Here is a 21,435-nt window from a genome sequence, read left to right as displayed (position 1 = left end):
GGGCCGCCGCAACGTCCCGATGTCGGACCGCGCAGGACCTGACATCCCGAGATTGTCAGGGTCTTTGTGGCGGGGAACTCGGGAAATCGTGCTGCTTGCCTCGTAGGATATCCCGCCGGACCTGCGCGCCCGGATCGCGATCGCCCGCCCGCGCGTAGACTGGCAGGCCTACGACGACGCCCGCCGTCTCGTCGCCGAGCATCTCGTCGTGCGGATCCGGGAACTCGTCGAGTGCAGCCGGCGCGGCAGCGCAGCCCGCGGCGGGCATGGATAAGCCTGGTTTCTAGAGGCAGCGGCTGTGGAAGCGCGGATCATGCAGGACTGCATCCCGGCGAGCGCCGCTGCCGTCTTCGGGGCGAGCAGCCTTGTCGGATCAGAACAAGACGTTCGCCAGATCTACGGCGTCACGAGCTACGTCACGAGGTGGCTGGAATGGCGCCCGGCCCAAGAATCGGTCATGCACGTCGCGCTCTGCATCCATGGTGTAGGTCGCCTGCAATAGCGCCTCGATCTCCGGTGACAAATCATGCTGGGCCTCTGCGGATGCGTCCGGGATCCAGACCTGTATGGCGTCCGCGCAATCCTCGATCCGACTGACGAGGACCGCCTGCCGACCGAGCGCCGCATCCGCGTCCTGGAGCAATCCGTCCACCTTGCGGGATACCCGGAGAACCGCAGCGAAGCCGCCGCGATGGTCTTCGAGAGCCTGCTTGAGACGGTCCAGACTTCCGGTCGCCTCGCGGCCGATCGCCGCCACCTCGTTCGCATCCTGAAGGCCGGCGCCGATAGCCGCACATGCCGATCCGAGCGCTTCAGACATATCGCTGGCGTCGTCGGAACGGGTCAGCATCTCGCCGACGAGTTCGCGCAATTGGAGCGAGATGACGCTTAACGCCCGCCCACGGCTGCCCAGGTTCGAGCAGCTTATCGCCGTGTTCAGGCTGACCATCCGCATCGAGAATTCGAGATCCCGCATCGTCGCGGTATGGTTGCCTATCCGGCCGACGGCAGCCTCGATCGCCTCTTTGAGTACGCGATTGCGCTGATGTTCGTGCGCCGCCTCGTGAAGATTTTCGACGAGCCGTCCGACGACATCCGCGAGGAAGCGCACCGCGTCGTCGTCATCCTTCTTCACGAACAGCCGAAAGGTTTCGGCGGCCTGCTCCAGAACAGGCGACAGGCGGCCCTCGATCGCGTGGACGTCGTCGAACAGGTCCGCCCCCGCCGCCTCGACCTGGCGCTGTTGGAGAGCCAGAAGGGCCGGCGTTGCAATGTCCAGGCGAACCGCCGAGGCGACGTGTTCGAGCCGTTGGCGGGTGGCGTCTCCGACCTGAAGCGCGGGAACGATACCTGCGAATGCGGCGGACCGGGAGCCGATCGCATGGCCGGCCTCTTCGGCCCGCTGCCTCTCGGTGACCGCGTGACCTTCGAACCGCTCCAGCGCGGCGTGCAGCGACGTCGCCGCGCCTAGGCTCAGGATGTCGAAGGTCTGTCGGAACCGCTTCGAGCGCTGCTGTGCCTCACGGACGAGACCACCCAGCGCCTCCTCCTCGCCGCGCAGCGATTTCACTGTCGCGACGGCTTTCCGCGCCAGTTCGAGCACGTCATCCGAGAACACGGCGAGATCCGTGGCACCAAGATCCGGGACGCCCGCGGAGACGATGCGGGCATTCATGGCGACCGCCTCGATGATCTGCGTCGAGGAGGCCAGTGACGAGAAGGGTCGGTCAAGAGCTTTGACCGCTTGAGCGACCCTCACGATGACGGCGTCCTCCTCCTCCAGGCGAAGGGAGACGTCGCGCATCCGTTCGGGCAGAGACGCGATGACCGTCGTGGCGACGGCGAGGTCGTCGCCGTCCAATCGCGCGGCCGAGCCTTCGATGGTGCGGCGCATCTCGTCGAACAGGCCGATCGCGCCGATGAGGCAGTCGCCGACCGCCAGGAAATCCTTTTCGATGTCGGCCGCGACAGCGTCGATCTCCTGCGCGATCTCCGGGAGACCGCCGGATGGGTCCGCCTCTTCCGTCAGTGTCAGCGCTTGAACGGCCTTCATCACGCCACCTTCGTCCGTGCCGGCTTCGTCGGCGACAGGAGTTCCCCCCCGATCCTGCCGAGAGGCAGGATCGTCTCCGCCCCGCCGCGGTCGATCGCCTCCTTCGGCATGCCGAAGACGACGCAGGTCTCCTCGTTCTGGGCGATCGTTCGCCCACCCGTCTGGCGGATTTCGAGGAGGCCGCGGGCGCCGTCGTCGCCCATGCCGGTCAGGATCGCGGCGACGACGTTCGGGCCCGCGGCCTGGGCGGCCGATCGGAACAGGACGTCGACCGAGGGACGGTGCCGGCAGACCGGCGGGCCCGCGGCAACGGTGACGGTGTAGCGGCTACCCGCCCGGCGGAGCATCATGTGATGATTACCCGGAGCGATCAGAACCTGCCCCGGCCGGACGAGATCGCCGTCGCGGGCCTCCGCGACCCGCGGCGCGCAGAGGCCGTCGAGGCGGCGGGCGAAGGCCGCGGTGAAGCCTTCCGGCATGTGCTGGACGACGAGCATCGCGGGGCAGTCGGCCGGCAGCGTCGCCAGGACCGCCGCCAGCGCCTCGGTGCCGCCGGTCGAGGCGCCGATGCAGAGGACCGGCTCGGTGGCGGGAATCGAGAGCTTCAGCTTCTCCGCCCGCTCCGGCGAAATCGACGGGATCATCACGTCCGCAAGGTTCTTCGCCTCCACCGTCGCCTTCATCGCCCGCGGTTTGCGGGACCGGACGCGGGCATGGGCGGCGGCCTTTGCGACGTCGCAGATCGTCATCGCGGATTCGCGCAGGTGCTGGGCGGTGTGGACCTTCGGCTTGGTGACGACGTCCACGGCGCCGGCGGCCAGCGCCTGCATCATCATGTCCGATCCCTCCTCGGTCAGGCTCGAGCAGATGACCACCGGGATCGGCCGCTGCGCCATGATCTTCTTCAGGAAGGTCAGGCCGTCCATCCTCGGCATCTCGATGTCGAGAAACATCACGTCGGGGACCTCGCCGCGGATAATCTCGGCGGCGGCGTAGGCATCGGCTGCCGCCCCCATGACCTCGATCTCCGGATCGCCGTTCAGGATGGTGCTGAGGACCGACCGGACCGACGCGGAGTCGTCGACGATCAGGGCGCGGATCTTGGCGTCGCCGTGGCTGTCGGTCATGTCAGTTCCCCCCTTGGACCTTGCGGTAGACGCCTGGTGCGACCTGCTGCACCGGCCCTTCCCGGACGATCATGGATTCGGAGTGTCCGACGATCAGGAACCCGCCCGGCCGGACATGGCCAAGGAGGCGGTCGACGACGGCCTCCTGGTCGGTCTTGTCGAAGTAGATCAAGACGTTGCGCAGGAAGACGATGTCGACGTCGCGGTCGTAGGGATAGGTCGCGTCCATCAGGTTCATGCGCTCGAAGAGCACGCGCCTGCGGATCGCCGGGGCGATCCGGACCTGGTCGCCGCGCTCGGGGCTGCGGCCTCTGAGGACATAGCGCTCGGCGAGGTGCCGCGGGACCGGAGCGATCGCGTCCGCCGGATAGATCGCCTGGCGGGCCGCCTCGAGCACCGCCGTCGAGATGTCGGTGCCAAGGAGCGCATAGCGGAACGGGCGGCCTGCATCGATCATGTCCTGCAGGATCATCGCGATCGAGTAGGCTTCCGCGCCGTTCGAACTCGCCGCGCTCCAGACCTTCACCACAGGACGCGGCTCGCGGCGGCGCTGCAGCAGTTCGGGCACGATCTGCCGCTCCATGAGGTGGAGGTGCTCGGCCTCGCGGAAGAAGTCCGTCTTGTTCGTGGTGATGGCATCGACCAGATGCACCATCTCCGTTTCGAGCCCGCCCTCGTCGAAGAGGAAGCGGCAGTAGTCGGCAAATCCCGCCCGCTCCGTGTGCCGGAACCGCTTGCGCAGCCGGCTCTCGACCATCAGGCGCTTCTGGGGCGTGAGCCGGATGCCGATGGTCTCCCCGACGAGCGCGGAGATCCGCTCGAAGTCGGCGGCCGGAAGGTGGTCATGGCCTGTACGAGACGCGAGGGCGCTCATTGTGTTCGCTTTCGGTGTCGGGGGAAAGAAGCGGCCGCCGTCAGGCGGCGACCGCCCGCTGCGTGAGATCGACGTCGGCGAAGAGGCGGTCGACGTCGATGACGGTGACGAAGGCGCCGTTGCGGCGACCGAGGCCGGTGATCGCGCCGTCGTTCCAGTCGCGAGCGCCGATCTCCGGAGGAGCCTCGAGCGTTTCCTCGTCGAGGTTGGTGACTTCGAGCACGCGGTCGGTCTTCAGGCCAACCACCGTCTCACGACCGCCGCGCATCATGGTCAGGACGACGATGCGGGTGCTGGCCGTGTCGTCCGCGTCGCCGAGGCCGAGGAGCCGCCTCGCGTCGATGACCGGGACGCTCGCGCCCCGGACGTCGATCATGCCGAGGAATTCGGCCGGGCTGCGCGGGAGCCGCGAGACCGGGGCGAGATCCAGGATCTCGCGAACCCGCCCGACCGGTGCGGCGAAGAGGTGCTCCGCCACACCGAAGGTCAGATACTGGACGATCTGGTTCATGACCCTGCCTCAGGCGGCCGAGCGCTGGGAGAATTCCCGGTCGAGATCGTCGCTGGCCTCGTCCATGTCGAGGTCGAAGCCGCCGCCCTTGCCATGCATGCGGTCGGACATCTTGCGCAGCGCCCGCTCGGCTTCCGGCGTGACCTTGGACCTGCCGCGGGCGGCCGGCTTGCTCGCTTGGGCGGTCCGGACGGTCTCGCGACCGGCGCCGTCGTCGAGCTTGAAGTAGCTGATCGCGGAAGCGAGATGCTCGGCCTGGCTCGCCAGTTCCTCGGCGGTCGAGGACATTTCCTCGGCGGCCGCGGTGTTCTGCTGGGTCACCTTGTCGAGTTGCTGGATCGCCGTGTTGACCTGCCCGGCGCCGGCCGTCTGCTCGCGGCTGGCGGTGGAGATCTCCTCGACGAGCTTCGCGGTCCTCTGGATGTCCGGGACAAGCTTGGAGAGCATGTCGCCTGCCTGCTGCGCGGTCTTCAGCGTGTTGCCGGAGAGCCCGGAGATCTCCGTCGCCGCCGCCTGGCTGCGCTCGGCAAGCTTGCGGACCTCCGAAGCGACCACCGCGAAGCCGCGGCCGTGTTCGCCGGCCCGGGCCGCCTCGACCGCCGCGTTGAGAGCAAGAAGATCGGTCTGACGGGCGATCTCCTGGACGACGAGGATCTTCTCCGCGATCGTCTGCATGGCGTTCACCGCACCGGTCACGGCTTCGCCCGAGGCGATGGCGTCCGCCGCCGACTTCTTGGCGATGTCCTCGGTCTGGGTGGCGTTGTCGGCGCTCTGCTTGATGTTGGCCGCCATCTGCTCCATCGAAGCCGAGGCCTCCTCGGTCGAGGCGGCCTGCTCGGTCGCGCCCTGTGAAAGCTGCTCGGCCGTCGCCGACATCTCCTCCGAGCCGGCGGCGACGTTGCGGGCCGCGCCGGAGACGTCGCCGACGACGTCGCGAAGCTTGCCGACCATGCGGTTCAGCGTGTTGAGGACGTCGCCGATCTCGTCGTCGGAACGCACGTCGGCGGTGGTGCGAAGGTCGCCGTCGGCGACCATGTCCGCCAGATGCTGCGCGTTCCTCAGCCCCCGCGAGATCGACATCACGATCCAGAAGGCCGCTGCCGCGGCGACCAGTACCGACGCGATCAGAATGCCGAAGACCAGGTTGCGGGCGAAGAGATAGAGGTCGGTGGTCTCCTGGTTCGCATCGTTAAGCTGGCCGTTGTTGAGGTCGACCACCTTCTGCAGGGTCGCGGCCGCATTCTGGCGGGCCGCGAGAGCATCGCCGCTCGCCACGCGGTAGGCTTCCTCGTTCTGGTTCTGGAGCGCGAGCCGCTGGATGTCGGCATGCTTGCCGAGATAGGCCTCGAAGGCGCTGACGAATTCCTCCACGACCGGCTTGCCCTTGTCGGAAGACATGTCGTGCAGGCGCTTCGCCTTGTCGCGGATGTCCGCGATCTCCTTGTCCATCGTCGCGACGAGATCGGCCATGCCTTGCTGGCTCGTCGTCAGGATGAGATCGTTCTCCTCGCGCCCGAGGCGGGCGTTCTGCAGGTTGATTTCGTCGGCAAGCTGAATGCGGGCGACGTTGCCGTTGACGGCCTGATCGAAGGCGTCGTTCAGGGTCCCCAGCTTCTCGGTCGCGATCAGCATGCCCGCGGCGGACATCGCGATGACGACGACGAAGGTCGTGGCCAGCTTGAGCTTCAGAGTGATGCGCATGTCAGTGTCTTTCCTCGTTCTGGCCCGATGCGGCTTCCATGCCGCCGGTGCGAAAGATGCGTTGCATGTCGGGGATGATGATGAAGCAGTCGTCGCGCTTGCCGATGCCGCGGACGAAGGCCTGCGGCCAGCGCATGCCGACGGTCGGCACGGCCGTGGTCGCGGAAGCCTCGATGTCGGTGACCTCGTCCACCCTGTCGGCGAGAATGCCCGCCACCATCGGCTCGCCGTCGAGGTCGAACTCGACGACGACGATGCGTGTGTCATGGTCGGCCGGTGGCCGGTCCATGCCGAAGACGACCCGAAGGTCGGCGAGCGGCACGATGGTGCCGCGCACGTTGATCAGCCCGCCGACGAAGTCCGGGGCGTTCGGCACCCGCGTGATCGGCACCGGGTCCAGGATCTCGCGGACGCTCGTCGCGTCGAGCGCGAAGATCTCGTCCTGCAGCCGGATGGTCAGCGCCTGCATGGCAGATACTCCCTGAGCCTCGCTCATGCGGCCCTCCCGAGGGTGCTGTCGCGTCGGCGCTCCTCGAGCTTCTGCCCGAAGCCGACGAGGTTCATGACGTCCAGGATGAGGGCGACGGTGCCGTCGCCGAGGATGGTGGCGCCGGAGAAGGTCTTGATCCCGGAGTGAAGCCGCGAAAGCTGCTTGATGACGGTCTGGTTGTTGCCGATGATCTGGTCGACGACGAGCCCGATGCGCATCTGGCCGGACGAGACGACGACCACCTTCTGGTAGGCATCGGCTTCCCCGTCGGCGTGGAAGAGATCGCGCAGCCGCATGAACGGGACGAGGTCGCCGCGCACGTCAAGGAAGGAGCGTCCGCGCATGGCGTCGGCGTCCTTCGGCAGTTCGATGCACTCCTCGACTGCGGCGAGCGGGATCGTGTAGCGGCCGGAGCCGACCCGCACGAGCAGCCCGTCGATGATGGCGAGCGTCAGGGGCAGGCGCAGCGTGACCTCCGTGCCGTGCCCGGGCTCGCTGGCGACGTCGATCGAGCCGCGCAGGCTCTCGATCGTCCGCTTGACGACGTCCATGCCGACGCCGCGCCCGGAGAGCGAGGTCACCGCGTCCGCCGTGGAGAAGCCCGGCTCGAAGATCAGGCGATGGACCTCGCCCTCGGTGAGCGGGGCGCCCTGGGCGATCAGCCCGTTCGCCTCCGCCTTGGCACGGATGCGGGCGGTGTCGAGGCCGGCGCCGTCGTCGGCGATGGTGATGGCGACCTCGGCGCCGCGATGCGCCGCCGAGAGCCGGAGCGTCGCCGTACCGCCCTTTCCCCGGGCCTGCCGCGTCTCGCTGCGCTCGATGCCGTGGTCCATCGAATTCCGGATAAGATGGACGAGCGGGTCGGCCAGTTGCTCGATGACGGTCTTGTCGAGTTCCGTCTCCTCGCCCACCGTGACCAGCGCCACCTCCTTGCCGAGATCGTCGGCGAGGTCATGGACAAGCCGCCGGAAGCGACCGAACAGCGTGCCGATCGGGACCATGCGGGTCCCCATGGTGGTATCGCGCAGGCTGGCGGTCAGCCGCTCGATGTCTTCGGCGACGCCGACGAGCGCCGGATCGTGGCGGCTTGCGGCGATCTGGCTGAGACGGGCCTGGGCGATGACGAGTTCGCCGACCCGGTCCATGAGTTCGTCCAGCCGCTCGGCGGGAACGCGCAGGGTGGCCGCCTTTTCCTTCGGCCCGGCCGGCGCGTTACCCGCCTCCGGAACCGGCCGACCGATGGAAGCGGTGACCTCCTGAGCGTTCGCGACCGGGGCGCCCTCCGGTGCGACCTCAGTGGTGGCCGTCGTCGTGTCATCGCCGATCCGCTCGATCGAGAGCGTCATGTCGTCCCGGATAAACAGGAAGACGTCCTCGATCGCCGCCTGGTCGACCGCACCGCCCAGCCGGACGGTCCAGGCAAGGTAGAGGAACTCAGGATCGATATCGCCGACCCGGGCCGTCGGCTCGGACCGTTCGAGAATCTCGCAGGCGCCGAGGGACTGCATCTCGTCGAGAAGCAGCTTCGGATTGGTGCCGAGAAGCAGCGCGTTCTCCGGCAGCCGGAACGTCACCAGCCAGCCGGCTTCGCCAGACCCGGTAATGGCCTTGGCAAGGGCGTCGAGGATCGCGGCTCCCGCCGCGGCGGCGACGGACGCTTCGTCCGCGATCAGCGCCGCCACATGGTCCTTGGCCTGGAGCGCGGCGGCGATCAGCGCGGGGCTGGCGGTCGCCTCCCCCTTGCGGACCTGATCGAAAGCCGTCTCGAACTCGTGGATGAAGGTGGACACCGCCGTGAAGCCGAACATCGCGCCCGAGCCCTTCAGGGTGTGCAGGGCGCGGAAGGCGGACGAGACGAGGTCGCCGTCCTCGGGGCGCTTCTCCAGATCGAGCAGCGACTGCTCGAGCACCTCCAGGAGGTCCGCCGCCTCCTGGCGGAACATCTCGGCCGGATCGATCGCACTCATGCGCCTGCCACCTTTCGGACCACGGCAAGAAGCTGGTCCGGCTGGAACGGCTTGACCATCCAGCCGGTCGCGCCGGCCTGCTTGGCCTGCTCCTTGATTGCCTGGCTCGACTCGGTCGTCAGGAAGACGATCGGCACGCCGCTGCTCGCCGGCGCGGCCCGGTACTTCCGGATGAAGGTCAGCCCGTCCATCACCGGCATGTTGAGGTCGGTGACGACGGCATGGACCTTGTTCGCCAGCGCCTTGGTCAGCGCCTCGGCGCCGTCGGCCGCCTCGAGGACGTGGTAGCCGGCGCTCTTCAGCGTCAGCCCGACGACCTGCCGGACGGACGGCGAATCGTCGACCATGAGAATGGTCTTGGTCATGCGAGACCTTTCGATGAGGGATCCGGGGATGTCGGGATTGAAGAGCCGACTGCTCGGCGCGGCCGGTCCCTGATGTTCGGAGATGGGAAGCTAGGCGAATAGTCAGTGAGCAGGGATACATCCACCTGAGTGAATTATCGTGTGCCCCGGGGCTATAAGACGTCAAAAGTTAACGCGTCATGAATCTGCGTTAACTCGCCAAGTATGCATGCGGCTTGGAATACGATCCGTCTTCGCGTTACTTATAAAAGTATAAATAAGAGACGCTTGGCATACGGTATGTTTTGCTGACGATGCTGACCCGGCACTCCCATGTCGGAGCATCATTCAGGACGCCTGGCACGATCGGCTCCGGGCAGAGCCGATTCCGCCGCCACGGAAGAAGAACGTGCGGCCGGTTCCGTGGATCGCCCGAACTCGCGGGCTCTGCAGCGGTTCGCGGCGCCCTTCGGTCACGATCGTATCCGTGGCGGCAGTTCCGCGGTCAGGGCGTCCGCGACGGCGGCCGTATTCAGTGCAGCATCGGAGCGGGACGGAACTCGTCGTCCTCGATCACCTCTTCGGTGAATTGCGGCGCGGCCTTGCTGCCCACGAGGTCCTGTCCAAGCGAGACCTCGAGGGCCCGCCGGACCTGTTCGGTCAATTCGTCGACCTCGCCGTGCCGGAGCGCGACCACCGTATCGTCCGGGCCGCGGCCCACGATGAACGCGACACGCGTCACACCGTTCTGGGCGACGAGCGGCACCATGACGAGGCCGGCATCGAGGTAGCGGCGATGGATCTGCAGTGTCTTGGCGTCGACCTTCCCGTAGAACGGGTCATGGAACCATTCCGAGCCGTCCGGCAGCAGGAGGCGGCCCTCGCCGTAGATGGGCGAATAGACGTCGCTGAAATCGAACGTCCGCTCCGGATCGATCCCGCCGGGGACGGAAGCGGCCTGCTCGATGATCTTCTTCGTGTCCTTCATGTACGCTTCGAGCCGGTCTATGAGCCAGTCGTCCCGGAGGCCCGTCAGGGGGCGGAGCATGTCGGCGGGCACGACGCGCTCCTCTCCCTCGGGCAGTCCGTCCTTGTCCACCCGCACGACGGTGACGTCCGATCCCTCGACCTTCCGGCAGAGAAGGCGGGGGATGCCCTTCTCCAAGCCGAAGCCCGTGAAGGAGTTGACGATCGTCAGCGTATCGCCCGGCTTCGGCGCCAGGACCGGCAGGGGGCGTGCCGCCTCGATCCTCTGCCGGCACAGAGCCCGCCATTCGGCCGCGTAGGCGTCATCCGTCTTCGTCAGGCGGTCGAGCAGGTCCTCCGGCATCTCGAACATGTACGGCATCGACCAGTCGGGCATGTGCTTCGCTATCCAGACGTCGGCCCCGGGGTGCCAGTCATAGGGCTCCTCCTTCTGGGCCTTGCAGACCCAGGCCGCGCGCCGGCCGCAATTCTCGGAGACGACATAGATGTGGATCAGGTCGTCGCTCTTGCGCATCAGCCTGTGCGCGACGACCTTGCCGCAGTGGTTCTCGAGATCGTCGATCAGCGACTTCTCGATGTCGTCGGACTTCTCGTAGTCGTAGGCTACCGACATGATCGCAATCTCCCGAGCCGTTTCGTCGGCAGCATCGCGCGGAACATGGAAAGTCGAAAGTCGGGAGGAGGCGGAGCGTGATCTACATCGTCGAGCACAAGGGCAGGGCGAAGCCTCTGGACGAGGTTACGGCGCCGGAATTTCGTAAGGCCTGCGAACCCATCGTCCGGATGATCGAGGACCGGCTCGGAGACGACGCCGACTTCGACGCGCTGCAGGTCGTCTTCTCCGTGGATCCGGAAACCGGTCTTCGCTTCGACCTGCGCGGCGACCCGGTTCTCGTCAACGCCGCGATCGACCGCATCGGCCCGCAGGCCGAGATCTCGCCGCGTCACTCCTAGCTACCGTGAGGAGTCATATATGACCGAAAAGACAGCTAAAGGGTCATATATGGCCCTTTAAGGTGGGACTCGCCACGATCGAGGCGACCGCACCGCCAGTCATCCGCGCCTCTTCATCGTTCAAGCGGGCCTTCCCGTCCATCAGGCGGGGACATGTCCGCCGCCGCGTCGCCCGGCCGTCATCCACGGGATCGCGGCCAGCGGATCTTCCAGGACGCCGGCGCGTCGGGCGAAGTGCTCGAACCCTCGTTCCACAGTCGCGACCGGCTTTCGGCCGCCCTGGACGTCGTAGCAGGCGCGCAGCAGCGTCTCGGCAAGGATGTCGTGCCGGGTCTCGGTCCAGTCGAGCAGGAAATCGATCGCGTCTCCCGTCGACGCGACCTCCTGGACGAGGTTCCTCCCGGTGCGCACGAACAGCGGCGAAGCGAAATCAACGGAGCCCATGGTCCCTCCTCGAATGAACGACATCGATTCCACGGCGACCGGATGCAGGACCGGCCAGCCGCTATGCAATATGATTCCGGCCGGGTGCGGTTCAAGATTCGGGCCGCCGGAGCGGGCTCAGTTCATGGGCGTCGGCGCGAAATTCTCCTCCTGATCCGGCCCGTCGGCGCTGTTCGGCTCCGACGGGCTCATCGGGAAGTCCCATCCTTGCACGAGAGGGCGACGGGCCAGCCAGGCTTCCACCGCGAACCGTACCGCATCACAGTCGGGACCCGCCCGCGTGTCGCCCAAGGCGACGATCTCGCCGTCCGGGGATCTCCCGACCACGAAATCCATGGAATACCTTCCGTCCGGCGACAGCAACGAAACCAGAGCGAACCCCTTCTTTTGCCACCGCGCGACGATCTCGACTTCCCATGGCGTCATATCCGCGCGGATGGGATCCAGCCACCAGATCTCTTCGCCAGCGGTGACGACAACGCCGGCACCGCAGGCCGGCCAGAGAAGGGCATTTTCGTCGAGAGGACCTTTCCGGTTTCCATGGATCGCCTCCAAAGTCTTCCCCGAGTGGGCGAGCAGGTAGTCCAGCCGGTCTGGTCTCGCCTCGTGGCGCGGCCGGCGGACGGAGCGGACCATGTCCGGCTTCAGTCGGAATGTCTGTCCTCCTGGATCTCCTGCCCCGTCCAGCAGCACCATTTCGACCTCGTGGGCATTGGCGGACGTGCAGAGAAGGCGAGGCATGCCGTCGTCGAAGGAGATCGGGTGGTCCACGCAGGAAACCGTCAGCACGTCGCCGCGCTTCGGAGGCTTTCCCGGAACGCGAGCACGGAGGTCCGCCCTCAGGCGGCACAGATCCCGCCATTCGGCCGAGCCCGCACCGCCCGCCTCGCTCAGCATGTCGAGGAGGTGGGTCGGCATGTCGAAGTGATGGGGGACATCCCATTCCGGCAGGACTTCGGCACTTCGCAGGTCGAACCTTGCCCCGCCGCCACCCGACCGGGAGAGGACGCAGACCCAGGCGTCTCTGAAGCCGCCGCGCTCCGCCACCGTATAGATCACCCGCAGATCCTTGCTCTTGCGGACTGCGTGATGGGCGACGAGATCCCCAGCCCCATTCCGTTCGAGGAGCCCTCGAAGGACATCCTGGAGATTCCCGTTCCTCCCGAACTGATCGATGATCGTCATTGCAATGCCCCCGGTGATCTCTCCGAGGATCGCCTTGAGCGGCGAAAGTCAGAAGCGTCGCGCTTCCTGCGGGGCATGAGAAGACCGCCGGCGCCCTCGGCGGTGACGCCGGTCTCCGCCCCCGGCCATCTCATCCGCGCCTCCGCAGGCGCCTTCAGCCTCTGGAGTTGAAGTCCGGCGACCGGCCGTCGAGATGCGCGGCCGGTCAATCTGCCGAGGACTTGCCGGCCTGCGGCAGGGTCAGGGCACTATGGCCGCCCGACGAGCGGCTTGCAGTCCTTCATGCAGGCCGTCGTCTTCGCCAGCGTCTTCGTGTCCATCTGCACGAAGCCGTCGCGGTTAGGCATCTCGACCTTCGGCAGCGTGTTCCTGTCCATCACTGCGTCGTCCGGGACGATCCCGTTGAGGTTTAGGACGTATGCCGAGACCGCGTAGACCTGGTCCGGCGTCAGCGACTGCGGCGCGTTGAACGGCATGGCGCGGTGGACGTAGTCGTAGAGCGTCGTGGCGTAGGGCCAGTAACTTCCGACGGTCTTGACCGGCTTGTCCGTCGCGAGCGTGCCCTTGCCGCCCACGAGGCGGCCGCCGATCATTCCTTCGCCGCCCTGTCCCTTCTCGCCGTGACAGGCTGCGCAGGTGCCCGCGAAGATCTTCTGTCCCTGAGACACCGAGCCGCTTCCGTCGGGCAGGTTCTTGCCGTCCGGCGCGATGTCGATGTTCCACGCCTTCACGAGCGCGTCGGACGGCTTCGTGCCGATCCCGAGTGGTTCGGCGGGAGAGCCCTTGCCGGCCGGCTGAGCAAAGCCGGCGACGGTGGAGGCGGCGAGGAAGACGGCAGCCAGCGCCGCGGCGGTCTTATGCTCCGGCAGCATAGGCATTGGTCACCTCCCCGTTCCGGCCGATCTTCCACGGCGCGATGGCGTTGTAGTGATAGGTGTAGGCGTTGCCGCGCTCGGAGATGAGGTCCTCCCGCGTCGGCTGAACGTAGCCCGTCTCGTCGGTCACCCGGCTCGCGATGACCGTCGGCGAGCCGTCCCAGCGCCATGGCAGCCGGAACCGTGTCAGGGCCTTCGGCAGCGGCTCGCCGTCGAGCGTCGCCTCGGTCCAGGAGCGGCCGCCGTCGACGGAGACGTCGACCTTCTTCACGCGGCCGGCGCCCGACCAGGCGATGCCGGTGATCTGGACGGGGCCGGGGCCGCCCTCGATCATGCCGCCGGCGGCGGGGCTGGTGATCACGGACTTCGCCTGCATCGTCCAGGTGAACTGCCGCGCCTTTCCGTCCGGCATCAGGTCGGTGTACTTCGAGGTCTCCTCGCGGGTCATGAAGGGCTGGTCGCCGACCTTGAGCCGCCGCAGCCACTTGATGCTCATGTTGCCCTCGAAGCCCGGCAGCAGCAGGCGCACCGGATAGCCCTGCTCCGGCCGCAGCGCCTCGCCGTTCTGGCCGAAGGCGATGAGGGCGTCGTCGAGCGCCTTCTCCATCGGGATCGAGCGCGTCATCGCCGCGGCGTCGGCGCCCTCCGCGAGAATCCACTTGCCCTCCGGCTTCACGCCCACCTCGTCGAGCAGCGTCGACAGGCGCACCCCGGTCCACTCGACGCAGGAGAGAAGGCCATGCGTCGTCTGCACCGAGGCGGCCGGCTTGGTGTATTCCGAAAGCGAGTTGCCGGAGCATTCGAGGAAGTGGATCACCGAAACCGCCGGGAACCGCATCAAGTCGTTCATGGTGAAGACCAGCGGGCGTTCGACGAGGCCGTGGATCATCAGCTTGTGCTGGTCCGGGTCGATCGTCGGGACGCCGTTGTGATGGCGCTCGTAGAACAGCCCATTCGGGGTGATGATGCCGTGAAGGTCCTGCAGTGGCGTGAAGCTCCAGGACGAGAGGTCGGTCGGGGTCCCGTCCGTCGGGCGCCGCACCACGTCCTTCTCGAACTTCGAAGGCACGCCGTAGGGCGGCGTAACGATCGGCTGCCCCTGCTCGAGCATCGACCGCGGGACGAGCGGGCCGGCCGCCTGCGCCATCGCCGATCGCGCGCCGAGCATCCCGGCGCCGCCCAGAGCCGCGCCTCCGAGGGCGGCCGTCGTCAGTACGCGCCGCCTCCCGGGATCGAACCTTTCCATGCTGTCCCTGGCCATCTGCTCCTCCCTGATGTTCGATAGAACAACTAGGCAGGGATCACCGGGCGTCACGCGCCTTCGGGCGGTCTTCGGCTGTCGGACGGGAGGAGGTGATGGGCTAGATGAGGCCCAGGTCGCTCAGCACGGGCAACACCTCAGGACGCAGCGTGTAGCGCACGCTCCCCTGACCGCGCTCCTTCTGGATCAGGACGGACGACTGGTCCTCATGGTCTTTCACGAACCGGCGGAAGCAGCCGAACCTGTCGTAGACCAGGTGCCCGATCGCAAGTGAGAGATCGCCCTTCCCGTAGGCTTTCAGTGCATCAGCATAGGAGCCGCCCGGGTTGGCGGCGATCCAGGCGAGGATCCGGCGCTCCTCCTCGGATGCCTGCAGGACCTGCGAGAAGGCGTAGCGGGTCGCCGAAGCGAGGTCGAAGTTCTCGACGACGCCTTCGGCCACGAGCATTCGTGCCGCCGTATCGCCGTCGTACTCGATCGGGCGCTTTGCCAGTTCGGCGTCGCATGCATCGATCAGATCCGGGAGCCGATTGGCCTCGCCCCGGCGACGCATCTCCTTCACGTCCTTCGTAGACTGGACAGGAAGACGCTCGATGGCCTTGCGGACGGCGTCGGGCGAGAACGCGGCTTTGGGCATGACGGTGCTCCGGGGTCGATCGACCCCGGAGCGTCTCATGCGGCGGTTTCGGCCACGTTGAGCGAAACGATCGAATCTGCCCGGAAGGCGCTGTTCTCGCCGGCCCGGCCGAGCGGGTTCGCCAAGACCCGTGTTTCGGCAATCCTGAAGTCGCTGGCGGCGTGGATGTGCCCATGGACCCACAGGGCCGGCCGCCACTCCGCGATCTCCGGCTCGAGGTCGCTGGCGTAGCAGTGGTTCAGGGTGTCGTTCGGCAACGAGAGCGACCGCAGGCTGGGCGCATGGTGCGTGACGACGACCGTGCGGCGCGGATCGCCGCCGTCGAAGGCCTCGGCGAGGAAGCGTCGAGAGGTGCGGTGCCAGGCGAGCGTGTCGTCGGGCGTGATCCGGCGTGACCGGCGCGTCGAGGAGGCGCGGTGGATGCAGTGGTAATCGTTCATCCACCTGTTCGCTTCGGCGAACGCGTGACGCCGGCTCGCATGGATGCGCGAGCGCAGGTCGGTCCAGAGCGTCGCGCCAAGGAAGCGGATTCCCGCAATCTCGAAGGCGTCGTCGGACAGCAGCGTGACGCCGAGCCCCGCAGCCAGATCGCGGCCGGCGGCAAACTCGTCGTCGATCGTGAAGCCGAACGGGCCGCCGTTTCTGTAAAAGTCGTGGTTTCCCGGGACGTAGATGGTCGGCGTGCCGGCGAAGCGCTCGCCCAGCCATGTGATGGAGTCCGTCAGCCGGCCGGCGCAGTCGCCCGCGACGATCGCGACGTCGAATGGCGCAGTGATCTCGGTGGCCGGGTCGAACGGCCGGCCGCCGTCGTTCTGATGGAGATCTGACAGGATGAGAAGGCGCGTCGTGTTCATGGCGCCGGACCTCGAGACTGGCCGGTGCAGGAAGCCCGGCTGAGATGGAAAGCCGCCCCTCTGGGCGCGTGATGGCGATCGCCGGCAGCGTCAGCGCTGCGGCGTCTTCTTCATCACGACGGGCTTCCTCGTCTCGTAGGTCATGGTCTCGCTTCCAACCCCACCGACATAGTCGCTTCTTCGCCGGGAATCCAGAATGGCTCGAGCCCCGCCATCGCTCGGAACGTGTTCGTCAGCCTGAGTTGGTTAATGTCCTCAAGGCTTGGGACCTTGTATTCCCTCGCCCGGCGATCAGAGGCTTCCCGGTCGCGGCCAAGGTTCCCGAAGAGGTGGGTCGCGGCCATAAGATCGTCGTCCGAACCTATCTTCAGCCGGCCCGCTTCGGGAAAATATCGTGAGGAGACGGAGAACGACCCGCGCCGCCCGACGCGCCATTGCAGATCTACCGGATGACCGGTCTGCTCCCGGACAGCGTCCTCCAGCCGACGGTTTAGGCGGCCCAGCGAGATCAGCGTTTCGTCGTCGAGGGCCGCCGCACGCTCGATCGGGATGCTGTCGCAGTAGAGCATCCGATAGACCTCGAAGGACGGCAGGCGTCCCTGCTCGTCGATGTAGCGCTGTAGCTCCTCGCTCAGCATCAGATCGCCCTGCCCGGGATCCTCATGGCTCAGGCCGCGGAAGCTGTCCGGCACGTCGCCGCAGAGGCTCGGCGCAAGAACGAAGGCGGTGCCTCTCAGGATCTCGTCGTGAAGGCCCGTCTCGATGAGGCTGACTGGGGCATGGCCCCATTCGGCACCGAGAAGGCAAAGTTCTTCGCCGGCCAGTCCGCCTCTGATTTTCTTCAGAGACCCGTTCTCCCAATACCGGATTTCGAGCAGGCGCCGCGGATGGTCCTCGTATCCGCACATTTCGAGCGCGCGGATAGGGACGTTTGTCTTGGCGCAGGTGTAGGAGATGATGGACATGAAGCCTCCGACGTTGCCGGGAGAGTAGCCGGCGATTCCGCAAGTCGCGATCTCAGGGCGCCGGCGACGCTTCCGATCTCGAGGCCACCATCTGCTCCAGTTCCGCCACCGGATCGTTCATCCACGACCAGTAGGAGCGGATGTCGTCGTAGAGGCGCCTCTTGTCGGCCGGGTCGAGGTCGCTGTCCGACGGCATGGCAAGGACCTCGTCGGGGCGAAGCCGGTCCAGCCAGTAGGCCATCTTCTCGCGACACAGGTCCGCTTCGGAGCCGACGATCCGCCACTTGAACGGCTCCGCGCCCTCCTCGTCGGCGTACTCGAATTCGTCCGGCGTCACCGATCCGGACCTCTCTCCGCCATCGCCGATGGCGTACATGAAGTCGTCTGAGGCCCAAGAGCAGCGTTCGGACGCCTCGACGATATGATTGGGCGCTCTGTTCAGGCTGTGGGCGTATTCGCCGTTCGTGCAATATCCGCCGTCAAGTTCGATCGGGTAATGTTCGACGTCGCCGTTGGCATAGGTCACCTCGACGTAGAGCGATTCGACCGTGCGGGGATAGCGATCCATGGGCACCTCCGTTGTTATGCTGCCATTCGAGGTGCAAACGGAGAAAGTCGCGAGATCCTTCGGCTACCCTGTCTCCGCGACGTCCGCGAAGACTGCGGCCTCTTCGAGCGCGAGGGCGGCTCGAAGTGCCGCCTCCTTGGTCCTCTGCTTCGAGCGCGGCGACATCCCGAAGAGGTCGGCCTTCCGCAGGATCTTGCGAGAGCGGTTCTGCTCGAACACCTGCTGCCGTCGGAGGTCGACCACGATCTGTTGCTCGGTCACGGGGCATGGCGCCGAGGGATTCTGGATCAGGAAGAACTTCACGCGCTTCCGGGCCGCGTCGATGCGAGCCAGGAACTCGCCTTCCGGCTCGCCGAGGATCGAGGCGCATGACACGTAGGTCCGCAGGTCCGGGGACAGTTCATCCAGCCGCCGGCCGGCGACGATCAGCCTGTTCTCGTCGTCCATGACGCCCAGTCCCGAGGCATTTGCGGCGTTCATGCTTGCAGTCACGGCTTCCGAGTCGGACAGGCCGAAGAGGAAGCTGCGGGTTCGGTCCTCGAAGGCGGTCAGGCTTCCGAAATGACTACGTATATCCCTTCCGATCGAAGATCCCGATGACGCCTCGACCTTGCGCGCCCGCAGCAGCGTCGCCGCGGCATGGACGAGAAGATCCTCCTGCCTGCGTTTGCCGGCCTCTTGCAGTCGCTCCGCTGAAACCACCGTTGAGACCGCGAGGTCGGACGCCCGTTGAAGCGAGACCCTCTCCGATTGCAGTAGCGAACCCGATGCCGGACTTAGCTCGTCGGGATAGGGCAGCCGGCCGCGGGAAAGCAGCAAGTCGGCTATCTCCTGCAGCGCCGGCGCGATGCGTTCGGCGGCCGGGAGGCGCTGGAACGGCTGCTTTCGCTCGCGGCGCGAGACGATGCCGGAAATGTCTCGGCGGCGGCTCGCGTGCCGCTCAAACAGATACTCGTCTTCGGCGGCTTCATCTCGAAACACGAAGACGATGCCTTGAGCGACCGACAGAGGGGTCTCCCCGGTGACCCGGGAAACGAGATCTCTCAGTTCGGCTCGGCCGTAGTATTTCTGGAAAGTGCCTCTGGAGGTAAGCACACCGTCCCCGTAAGGCCGCTGCCCCGCCGTTTGCTGACCCGTGCTCAGCATGACTGAAACGGCCAAGGCGCATCTGGTCAGGCTCCAAGCCTTTGCCAGGGCTTCGGCGCGCTCGGCAGGATCCTCGATCACGTTCAGGACGAAGCCGAGATTCACGACGTCCGCCGCTTGCAGCGGGGCGTCGGCGCGGAAGAACGGATCCCAGCCCGCTACGTCGTACCCCGCGGCCTGAAGACCCGAGACGTCATCGCCTTGGCCGCATCCGTAGTCGAGGATGGTCCTGCCGTGCCGGATCACTCCGTAGGAGGTCAGCAGGGCCATCGGCTGCGAGAGCCGGCTCCTGTTCAGTGCGGTCCTATACCGGAATACCTCGAGGTCCTGGCTGCTGTCCGGTGTTATCGTTGGATCGAAACTAGACATGGCCCCTCCACCCTGAAGCCCATTTCGCGAAGCCGGCCTATCCATTGGTTACGGCGGCCGATGAGGTGAGGTTTCTCGAATGCTCCGGCATCTTCGAGAGCCCTGGTCATTCTTTCCCATTCCGCGACGTCCGGATGAGCCGGGTCCACCAGAAGTTCCTTGCGATGCAGAATGAGGGGATTCCGCGAGTTTGCGAAGCTCCGGCACGTCGCCGTTCCTTTCGACACGTCTACTCGACAGGAATGGAGAAGCGCCGGAAAGGCATGGTTCTCGAATGTTTCGTATGTCAGCAAGGCTATGATCGGGGATGCATCGATCCTCAGAACGTTCCAGTCCGCTATTCCGGCGGCTATCTCCTCGGCTCTCAGCGCCTTTGTGATTTCGCAACCAGTAAGGCTGCCCATCGAAGTTCTATGGACGTATGTGGCACCGCGGATCCGCTTTCCGATTTTCCTCAAGGGACTTCCTCGTTGCAACGCTAGACCCGGCCTTGTGCCTTTCCGATGCACCCGCGAAGACGTATCCTAGATGGAATCGCTTTATCCGGCAGGTAGGTAGGTCAAATGCGTCGATACATTTTGGAATCCCCGAGCGCAAAGGCCGTCAACGCCATCTACGGCGCGACCCCGGAAGAGGCCGTTCGCGAATACTTCGACGAAGTCGACCTGTGGTGTCCGCCGCCTTCTTTTGAGGCCGAGCACACGGCACATCGCATTTTCGACGTCACCGATCTTTTTGACGACGAGCAGTTCGACGAACTCAGGGATCTCGACAGCATCGATCTTGAGGCGCGGCTGCGGGAGATTAGGTCGCGTCATAGCGGGATCGAGATGCTCGACGTGTGCGTTTCGCATCTCGGAGATGGCGGCAAACAGGTGCTACGCGTCAGCCAGCCCATCCAAGAGGGCGGTAGCTGCTGACAATGCTTCGACCGTGGCGTCGATGTCTTCGGCGGTGGTAAATCGCCCGAAGCTGAATCGGATTGACTCATTTGCCTCGCGGGACGTCCTGCCGAGCGCGATCAATACATGCGACGGCTCCGGTATGCCCGATGTGCAGGCCGATCCCGTCGCTGCTGCGACCCGGCCTTCGCACATCGCGAGCATCTGATCGGCTTCGATGCCGGGAAACCTGATGTTCAGGTTGGCGGGATGCCGTCCCGTCAGCGTTCCATTGATTTCGTAGGCGGGGATGCGCTCGCGCAACTTCGACAGAAAGCGATCCCGTAGGCCTACGAGCCTGACGATCTCGTCCGAACGTTCGGATGCAAGGATGTTGCACGCCTCGCCGAATCCAGTGCAAAGGTTCGGCGCCAACGTCCCCGGCCTGAGCCCGTCTTCTTGATCGCCACCGAACATGATCGACCGGATGTGTCGGCGAGCGTCTCGCGCGACGAAAAGAGCACCAATTCCCTTTGGGCCGTACACCTTGTGCGATGACAAGCTGAGGAAGTCCGCTCCCCACTCATAGGCGTCGACCGCGAACGTTCCGAGAGCCTGCGCGGCATCGACGTGGAAGAGGCACCCGGCATTCCTGCAGAGCGCGGCGATAGGTGCGATATCCTGCTCCACGCCGATCTCGTTGTTCGTCGCCATGACTGAGACGAGCCGCGTGCTGCTGCCGATCAGGTCATGCAAGTGGTCCATGTCGACCCTGCCGGCCGCATCCACGTGCGCCTTCCGCACGACGAATCCTTTGCTCTCCAAGTGCCTTGCGGCTGCCAGGACGGACTTGTGCTCGATCGCCGACACGACGATCTCGTTTCTGTCGGTCAGGTCGTGACAGGTGCCTAGGATAGCGAGATTGTTCGCTTCGGTTGCACCTGACGTGAACACGATCTCATCGTCGTCTGCGCCGATCAGGGTCGCAACGCTGCGGCGAGAAGCGGCGACTTCCGCCGCAGCCGATCGCCCGAGGTCGTGGCTGACGGAATGCGGGTTCGCGAACCCCTGTCCACTTTCATGCCCGTCGCGCATCCTTTCGACGACCCGCGGATCCGGGGGTGTGGTCGCCTGATAATCCATGTAGATGGCCGGCATTTCGTTCACCGTCAGTGTTCGGATCGGTCGGTCACTGGTTGTCGGCACCAGCGAGCAGATGCTACGCCTCGTTTTACGAGACGG

The 21,435-nt window shown here is 66.0% G+C and carries 22 protein-coding genes; 3 read left to right on the top strand and 19 right to left on the bottom strand.

The features are described from left to right. Positions 1–373 precede the first annotated feature (373 nt). The 9 genes from AB5S17_RS06840 to AB5S17_RS06800 form a co-directional block, all read right to left on the bottom strand. Positions 374–2,053 carry a hypothetical protein gene (locus tag AB5S17_RS06840; RefSeq protein ID WP_369237546.1) on the bottom strand — a complete coding sequence of 560 codons (1,680 nt, stop codon included), beginning with the start codon at positions 2,051–2,053 and terminating at the stop codon, positions 374–376. Then, complete coding sequence (locus tag AB5S17_RS06835) at positions 2,053–3,180, bottom strand: chemotaxis response regulator protein-glutamate methylesterase (RefSeq protein WP_369237544.1); 1,128 nt, start codon at positions 3,178–3,180, stop codon at positions 2,053–2,055. The genes AB5S17_RS06840 and AB5S17_RS06835 overlap by 1 nt, the downstream gene beginning before the upstream one ends. A 1-nt stretch (position 3,181) precedes the next feature. Further along, positions 3,182–4,054, bottom strand: coding sequence for a protein-glutamate O-methyltransferase CheR (locus AB5S17_RS06830; RefSeq protein ID WP_369237542.1), 873 nt, complete (start codon positions 4,052–4,054; stop codon positions 3,182–3,184). A gap of 40 nt (positions 4,055–4,094) precedes the next feature. Next, entirely contained in the window at positions 4,095–4,565 is a 471-nt protein-coding gene (locus AB5S17_RS06825) for a chemotaxis protein CheW (protein WP_369237540.1), read from the bottom strand. Positions 4,566–4,574: 9 nt separating this feature from the next. Continuing rightward, a complete protein-coding gene (locus AB5S17_RS06820; protein WP_369237538.1) occupies positions 4,575–6,266 on the bottom strand; it encodes a methyl-accepting chemotaxis protein in 1,692 nt (563 codons plus the stop codon). A gap of 1 nt (position 6,267) precedes the next feature. Next, entirely contained in the window at positions 6,268–6,762 is a 495-nt protein-coding gene (locus tag AB5S17_RS06815; protein ID WP_369237536.1) for a chemotaxis protein CheW, read from the bottom strand. Beyond that, positions 6,759–8,723 (bottom strand): chemotaxis protein CheA, encoded by a 1,965-nt coding sequence (locus tag AB5S17_RS06810; RefSeq protein WP_369237534.1) that lies wholly within the window; start codon positions 8,721–8,723, stop codon positions 6,759–6,761. The genes AB5S17_RS06815 and AB5S17_RS06810 overlap by 4 nt, the downstream gene beginning before the upstream one ends. Further along, the gene (locus AB5S17_RS06805) at positions 8,720–9,088 is read right to left on the bottom strand and encodes a response regulator (RefSeq protein ID WP_369237532.1); all 369 of its coding nucleotides are present in this window, start codon (positions 9,086–9,088) and stop codon (positions 8,720–8,722) included. The genes AB5S17_RS06810 and AB5S17_RS06805 overlap by 4 nt, the downstream gene beginning before the upstream one ends. A gap of 511 nt (positions 9,089–9,599) precedes the next feature. Next, entirely contained in the window at positions 9,600–10,667 is a 1,068-nt protein-coding gene (locus AB5S17_RS06800) for a hypothetical protein (RefSeq protein ID WP_369237530.1), read from the bottom strand. A 77-nt stretch (positions 10,668–10,744) separates the two neighbouring features. Here AB5S17_RS06800 and AB5S17_RS06795 point away from each other — a divergent pair, with 77 nt between their 5' ends. Next, positions 10,745–11,008 carry a hypothetical protein gene (locus AB5S17_RS06795; protein WP_369237528.1) on the top strand — a complete coding sequence of 88 codons (264 nt, stop codon included), beginning with the start codon at positions 10,745–10,747 and terminating at the stop codon, positions 11,006–11,008. 141 nt (positions 11,009–11,149) lie between these two features. Here the strand turns inward: AB5S17_RS06795 and AB5S17_RS06790 are convergent, their stop codons facing one another. After that, positions 11,150–11,452, bottom strand: coding sequence for a DUF982 domain-containing protein (locus AB5S17_RS06790; protein ID WP_369237526.1), 303 nt, complete (start codon positions 11,450–11,452; stop codon positions 11,150–11,152). Between the two features lie 117 nt (positions 11,453–11,569). Then, positions 11,570–12,511 (bottom strand): hypothetical protein, encoded by a 942-nt coding sequence (locus tag AB5S17_RS06785; RefSeq protein WP_369237524.1) that lies wholly within the window; start codon positions 12,509–12,511, stop codon positions 11,570–11,572. Between the two features lie 30 nt (positions 12,512–12,541). Between AB5S17_RS06785 and AB5S17_RS06780 the strand changes: the two genes are divergently transcribed. Beyond that, entirely contained in the window at positions 12,542–12,808 is a 267-nt protein-coding gene (locus tag AB5S17_RS06780; RefSeq protein ID WP_369237522.1) for a hypothetical protein, read from the top strand. 77 nt (positions 12,809–12,885) lie between these two features. On the opposite strand, the gene AB5S17_RS06775 is transcribed toward AB5S17_RS06780, so the two are convergent. The 7 genes from AB5S17_RS06775 to AB5S17_RS06745 all read right to left on the bottom strand — a co-directional run bounded on the left by AB5S17_RS06775 (position 12,886) and on the right by AB5S17_RS06745 (position 19,312). Then, positions 12,886–13,509 (bottom strand): c-type cytochrome, encoded by a 624-nt coding sequence (locus AB5S17_RS06775; protein ID WP_369238310.1) that lies wholly within the window; start codon positions 13,507–13,509, stop codon positions 12,886–12,888. Beyond that, a complete protein-coding gene (soxC, locus tag AB5S17_RS06770; RefSeq protein WP_369237520.1) occupies positions 13,493–14,773 on the bottom strand; it encodes a sulfite dehydrogenase in 1,281 nt (426 codons plus the stop codon). Before soxC ends, AB5S17_RS06775 begins: the two co-directional genes overlap by 17 nt. A 100-nt stretch (positions 14,774–14,873) precedes the next feature. Next, the gene (locus AB5S17_RS06765; protein ID WP_369237518.1) at positions 14,874–15,410 is read right to left on the bottom strand and encodes a hypothetical protein; all 537 of its coding nucleotides are present in this window, start codon (positions 15,408–15,410) and stop codon (positions 14,874–14,876) included. A 35-nt stretch (positions 15,411–15,445) separates the two neighbouring features. Then, positions 15,446–16,264 (bottom strand): metallophosphoesterase, encoded by an 819-nt coding sequence (locus tag AB5S17_RS06760; protein WP_369237516.1) that lies wholly within the window; start codon positions 16,262–16,264, stop codon positions 15,446–15,448. Between the two features lie 140 nt (positions 16,265–16,404). Further along, a complete protein-coding gene (locus AB5S17_RS06755) occupies positions 16,405–17,229 on the bottom strand; it encodes a hypothetical protein (protein WP_369237514.1) in 825 nt (274 codons plus the stop codon). A 52-nt stretch (positions 17,230–17,281) separates the two neighbouring features. Continuing rightward, entirely contained in the window at positions 17,282–17,803 is a 522-nt protein-coding gene (locus tag AB5S17_RS06750) for a hypothetical protein (protein ID WP_369237512.1), read from the bottom strand. Between the two features lie 57 nt (positions 17,804–17,860). Beyond that, the gene (locus AB5S17_RS06745) at positions 17,861–19,312 is read right to left on the bottom strand and encodes a DNA phosphorothioation-associated putative methyltransferase (RefSeq protein ID WP_369237510.1); all 1,452 of its coding nucleotides are present in this window, start codon (positions 19,310–19,312) and stop codon (positions 17,861–17,863) included. 563 nt (positions 19,313–19,875) lie between these two features. Here AB5S17_RS06745 and AB5S17_RS06740 point away from each other — a divergent pair. Next, positions 19,876–20,232, top strand: coding sequence for a hypothetical protein (locus AB5S17_RS06740; protein WP_369237508.1), 357 nt, complete (start codon positions 19,876–19,878; stop codon positions 20,230–20,232). On the opposite strand, the gene AB5S17_RS06735 is transcribed toward AB5S17_RS06740, so the two are convergent. Beyond that, complete coding sequence (locus tag AB5S17_RS06735; protein ID WP_369237506.1) at positions 20,191–21,351, bottom strand: cysteine desulfurase family protein; 1,161 nt, start codon at positions 21,349–21,351, stop codon at positions 20,191–20,193. The two genes, AB5S17_RS06740 and AB5S17_RS06735, sit on opposite strands and share 42 nt — an antisense overlap. Between the last annotated feature and the right edge of the window lie 84 nt (positions 21,352–21,435).

This window comes from Jiella sp. M17.18, from assembly GCF_041027365.1.
Classification (GTDB): domain Bacteria; phylum Pseudomonadota; class Alphaproteobacteria; order Rhizobiales; family Rhizobiaceae; genus VKMB-3413.
Note: the sequence above shows the minus strand (reverse complement) of the source record. Positions and strands in the feature narration are given on the sequence as shown.

Coding starts and splice junctions, on each gene's coding strand:
- AB5S17_RS06805 (WP_369237532.1), bottom strand. CDS start 9,088: ATGACCAAGACCATTCTCATGGTCGACGATTCGCCGTCCGTCCGGCAG.
- AB5S17_RS06780 (WP_369237522.1), top strand. CDS start 12,542: ATGGGCGACGAGATCCCCAGCCCCATTCCGTTCGAGGAGCCCTCGAAG.
- AB5S17_RS06765 (WP_369237518.1), bottom strand. CDS start 15,410: ATGCCCAAAGCCGCGTTCTCGCCCGACGCCGTCCGCAAGGCCATCGAG.
- AB5S17_RS06840 (WP_369237546.1), bottom strand. CDS start 2,053: ATGAAGGCCGTTCAAGCGCTGACACTGACGGAAGAGGCGGACCCATCC.
- soxC (WP_369237520.1), bottom strand. CDS start 14,773: ATGGCCAGGGACAGCATGGAAAGGTTCGATCCCGGGAGGCGGCGCGTA.
- AB5S17_RS06835 (WP_369237544.1), bottom strand. CDS start 3,180: ATGACCGACAGCCACGGCGACGCCAAGATCCGCGCCCTGATCGTCGAC.
- AB5S17_RS06760 (WP_369237516.1), bottom strand. CDS start 16,264: ATGAACACGACGCGCCTTCTCATCCTGTCAGATCTCCATCAGAACGAC.
- AB5S17_RS06790 (WP_369237526.1), bottom strand. CDS start 11,452: ATGGGCTCCGTTGATTTCGCTTCGCCGCTGTTCGTGCGCACCGGGAGG.
- AB5S17_RS06830 (WP_369237542.1), bottom strand. CDS start 4,054: ATGAGCGCCCTCGCGTCTCGTACAGGCCATGACCACCTTCCGGCCGCC.
- AB5S17_RS06815 (WP_369237536.1), bottom strand. CDS start 6,762: ATGAGCGAGGCTCAGGGAGTATCTGCCATGCAGGCGCTGACCATCCGG.
- AB5S17_RS06735 (WP_369237506.1), bottom strand. CDS start 21,351: ATGCCGGCCATCTACATGGATTATCAGGCGACCACACCCCCGGATCCG.
- AB5S17_RS06745 (WP_369237510.1), bottom strand. CDS start 19,312: ATGTCTAGTTTCGATCCAACGATAACACCGGACAGCAGCCAGGACCTC.
- AB5S17_RS06820 (WP_369237538.1), bottom strand. CDS start 6,266: ATGCGCATCACTCTGAAGCTCAAGCTGGCCACGACCTTCGTCGTCGTC.
- AB5S17_RS06800 (WP_369237530.1), bottom strand. CDS start 10,667: ATGTCGGTAGCCTACGACTACGAGAAGTCCGACGACATCGAGAAGTCG.
- AB5S17_RS06825 (WP_369237540.1), bottom strand. CDS start 4,565: ATGAACCAGATCGTCCAGTATCTGACCTTCGGTGTGGCGGAGCACCTC.
- AB5S17_RS06810 (WP_369237534.1), bottom strand. CDS start 8,723: ATGAGTGCGATCGATCCGGCCGAGATGTTCCGCCAGGAGGCGGCGGAC.
- AB5S17_RS06740 (WP_369237508.1), top strand. CDS start 19,876: ATGCGTCGATACATTTTGGAATCCCCGAGCGCAAAGGCCGTCAACGCC.
- AB5S17_RS06755 (WP_369237514.1), bottom strand. CDS start 17,229: ATGTCCATCATCTCCTACACCTGCGCCAAGACAAACGTCCCTATCCGC.
- AB5S17_RS06775 (WP_369238310.1), bottom strand. CDS start 13,509: ATGCTGCCGGAGCATAAGACCGCCGCGGCGCTGGCTGCCGTCTTCCTC.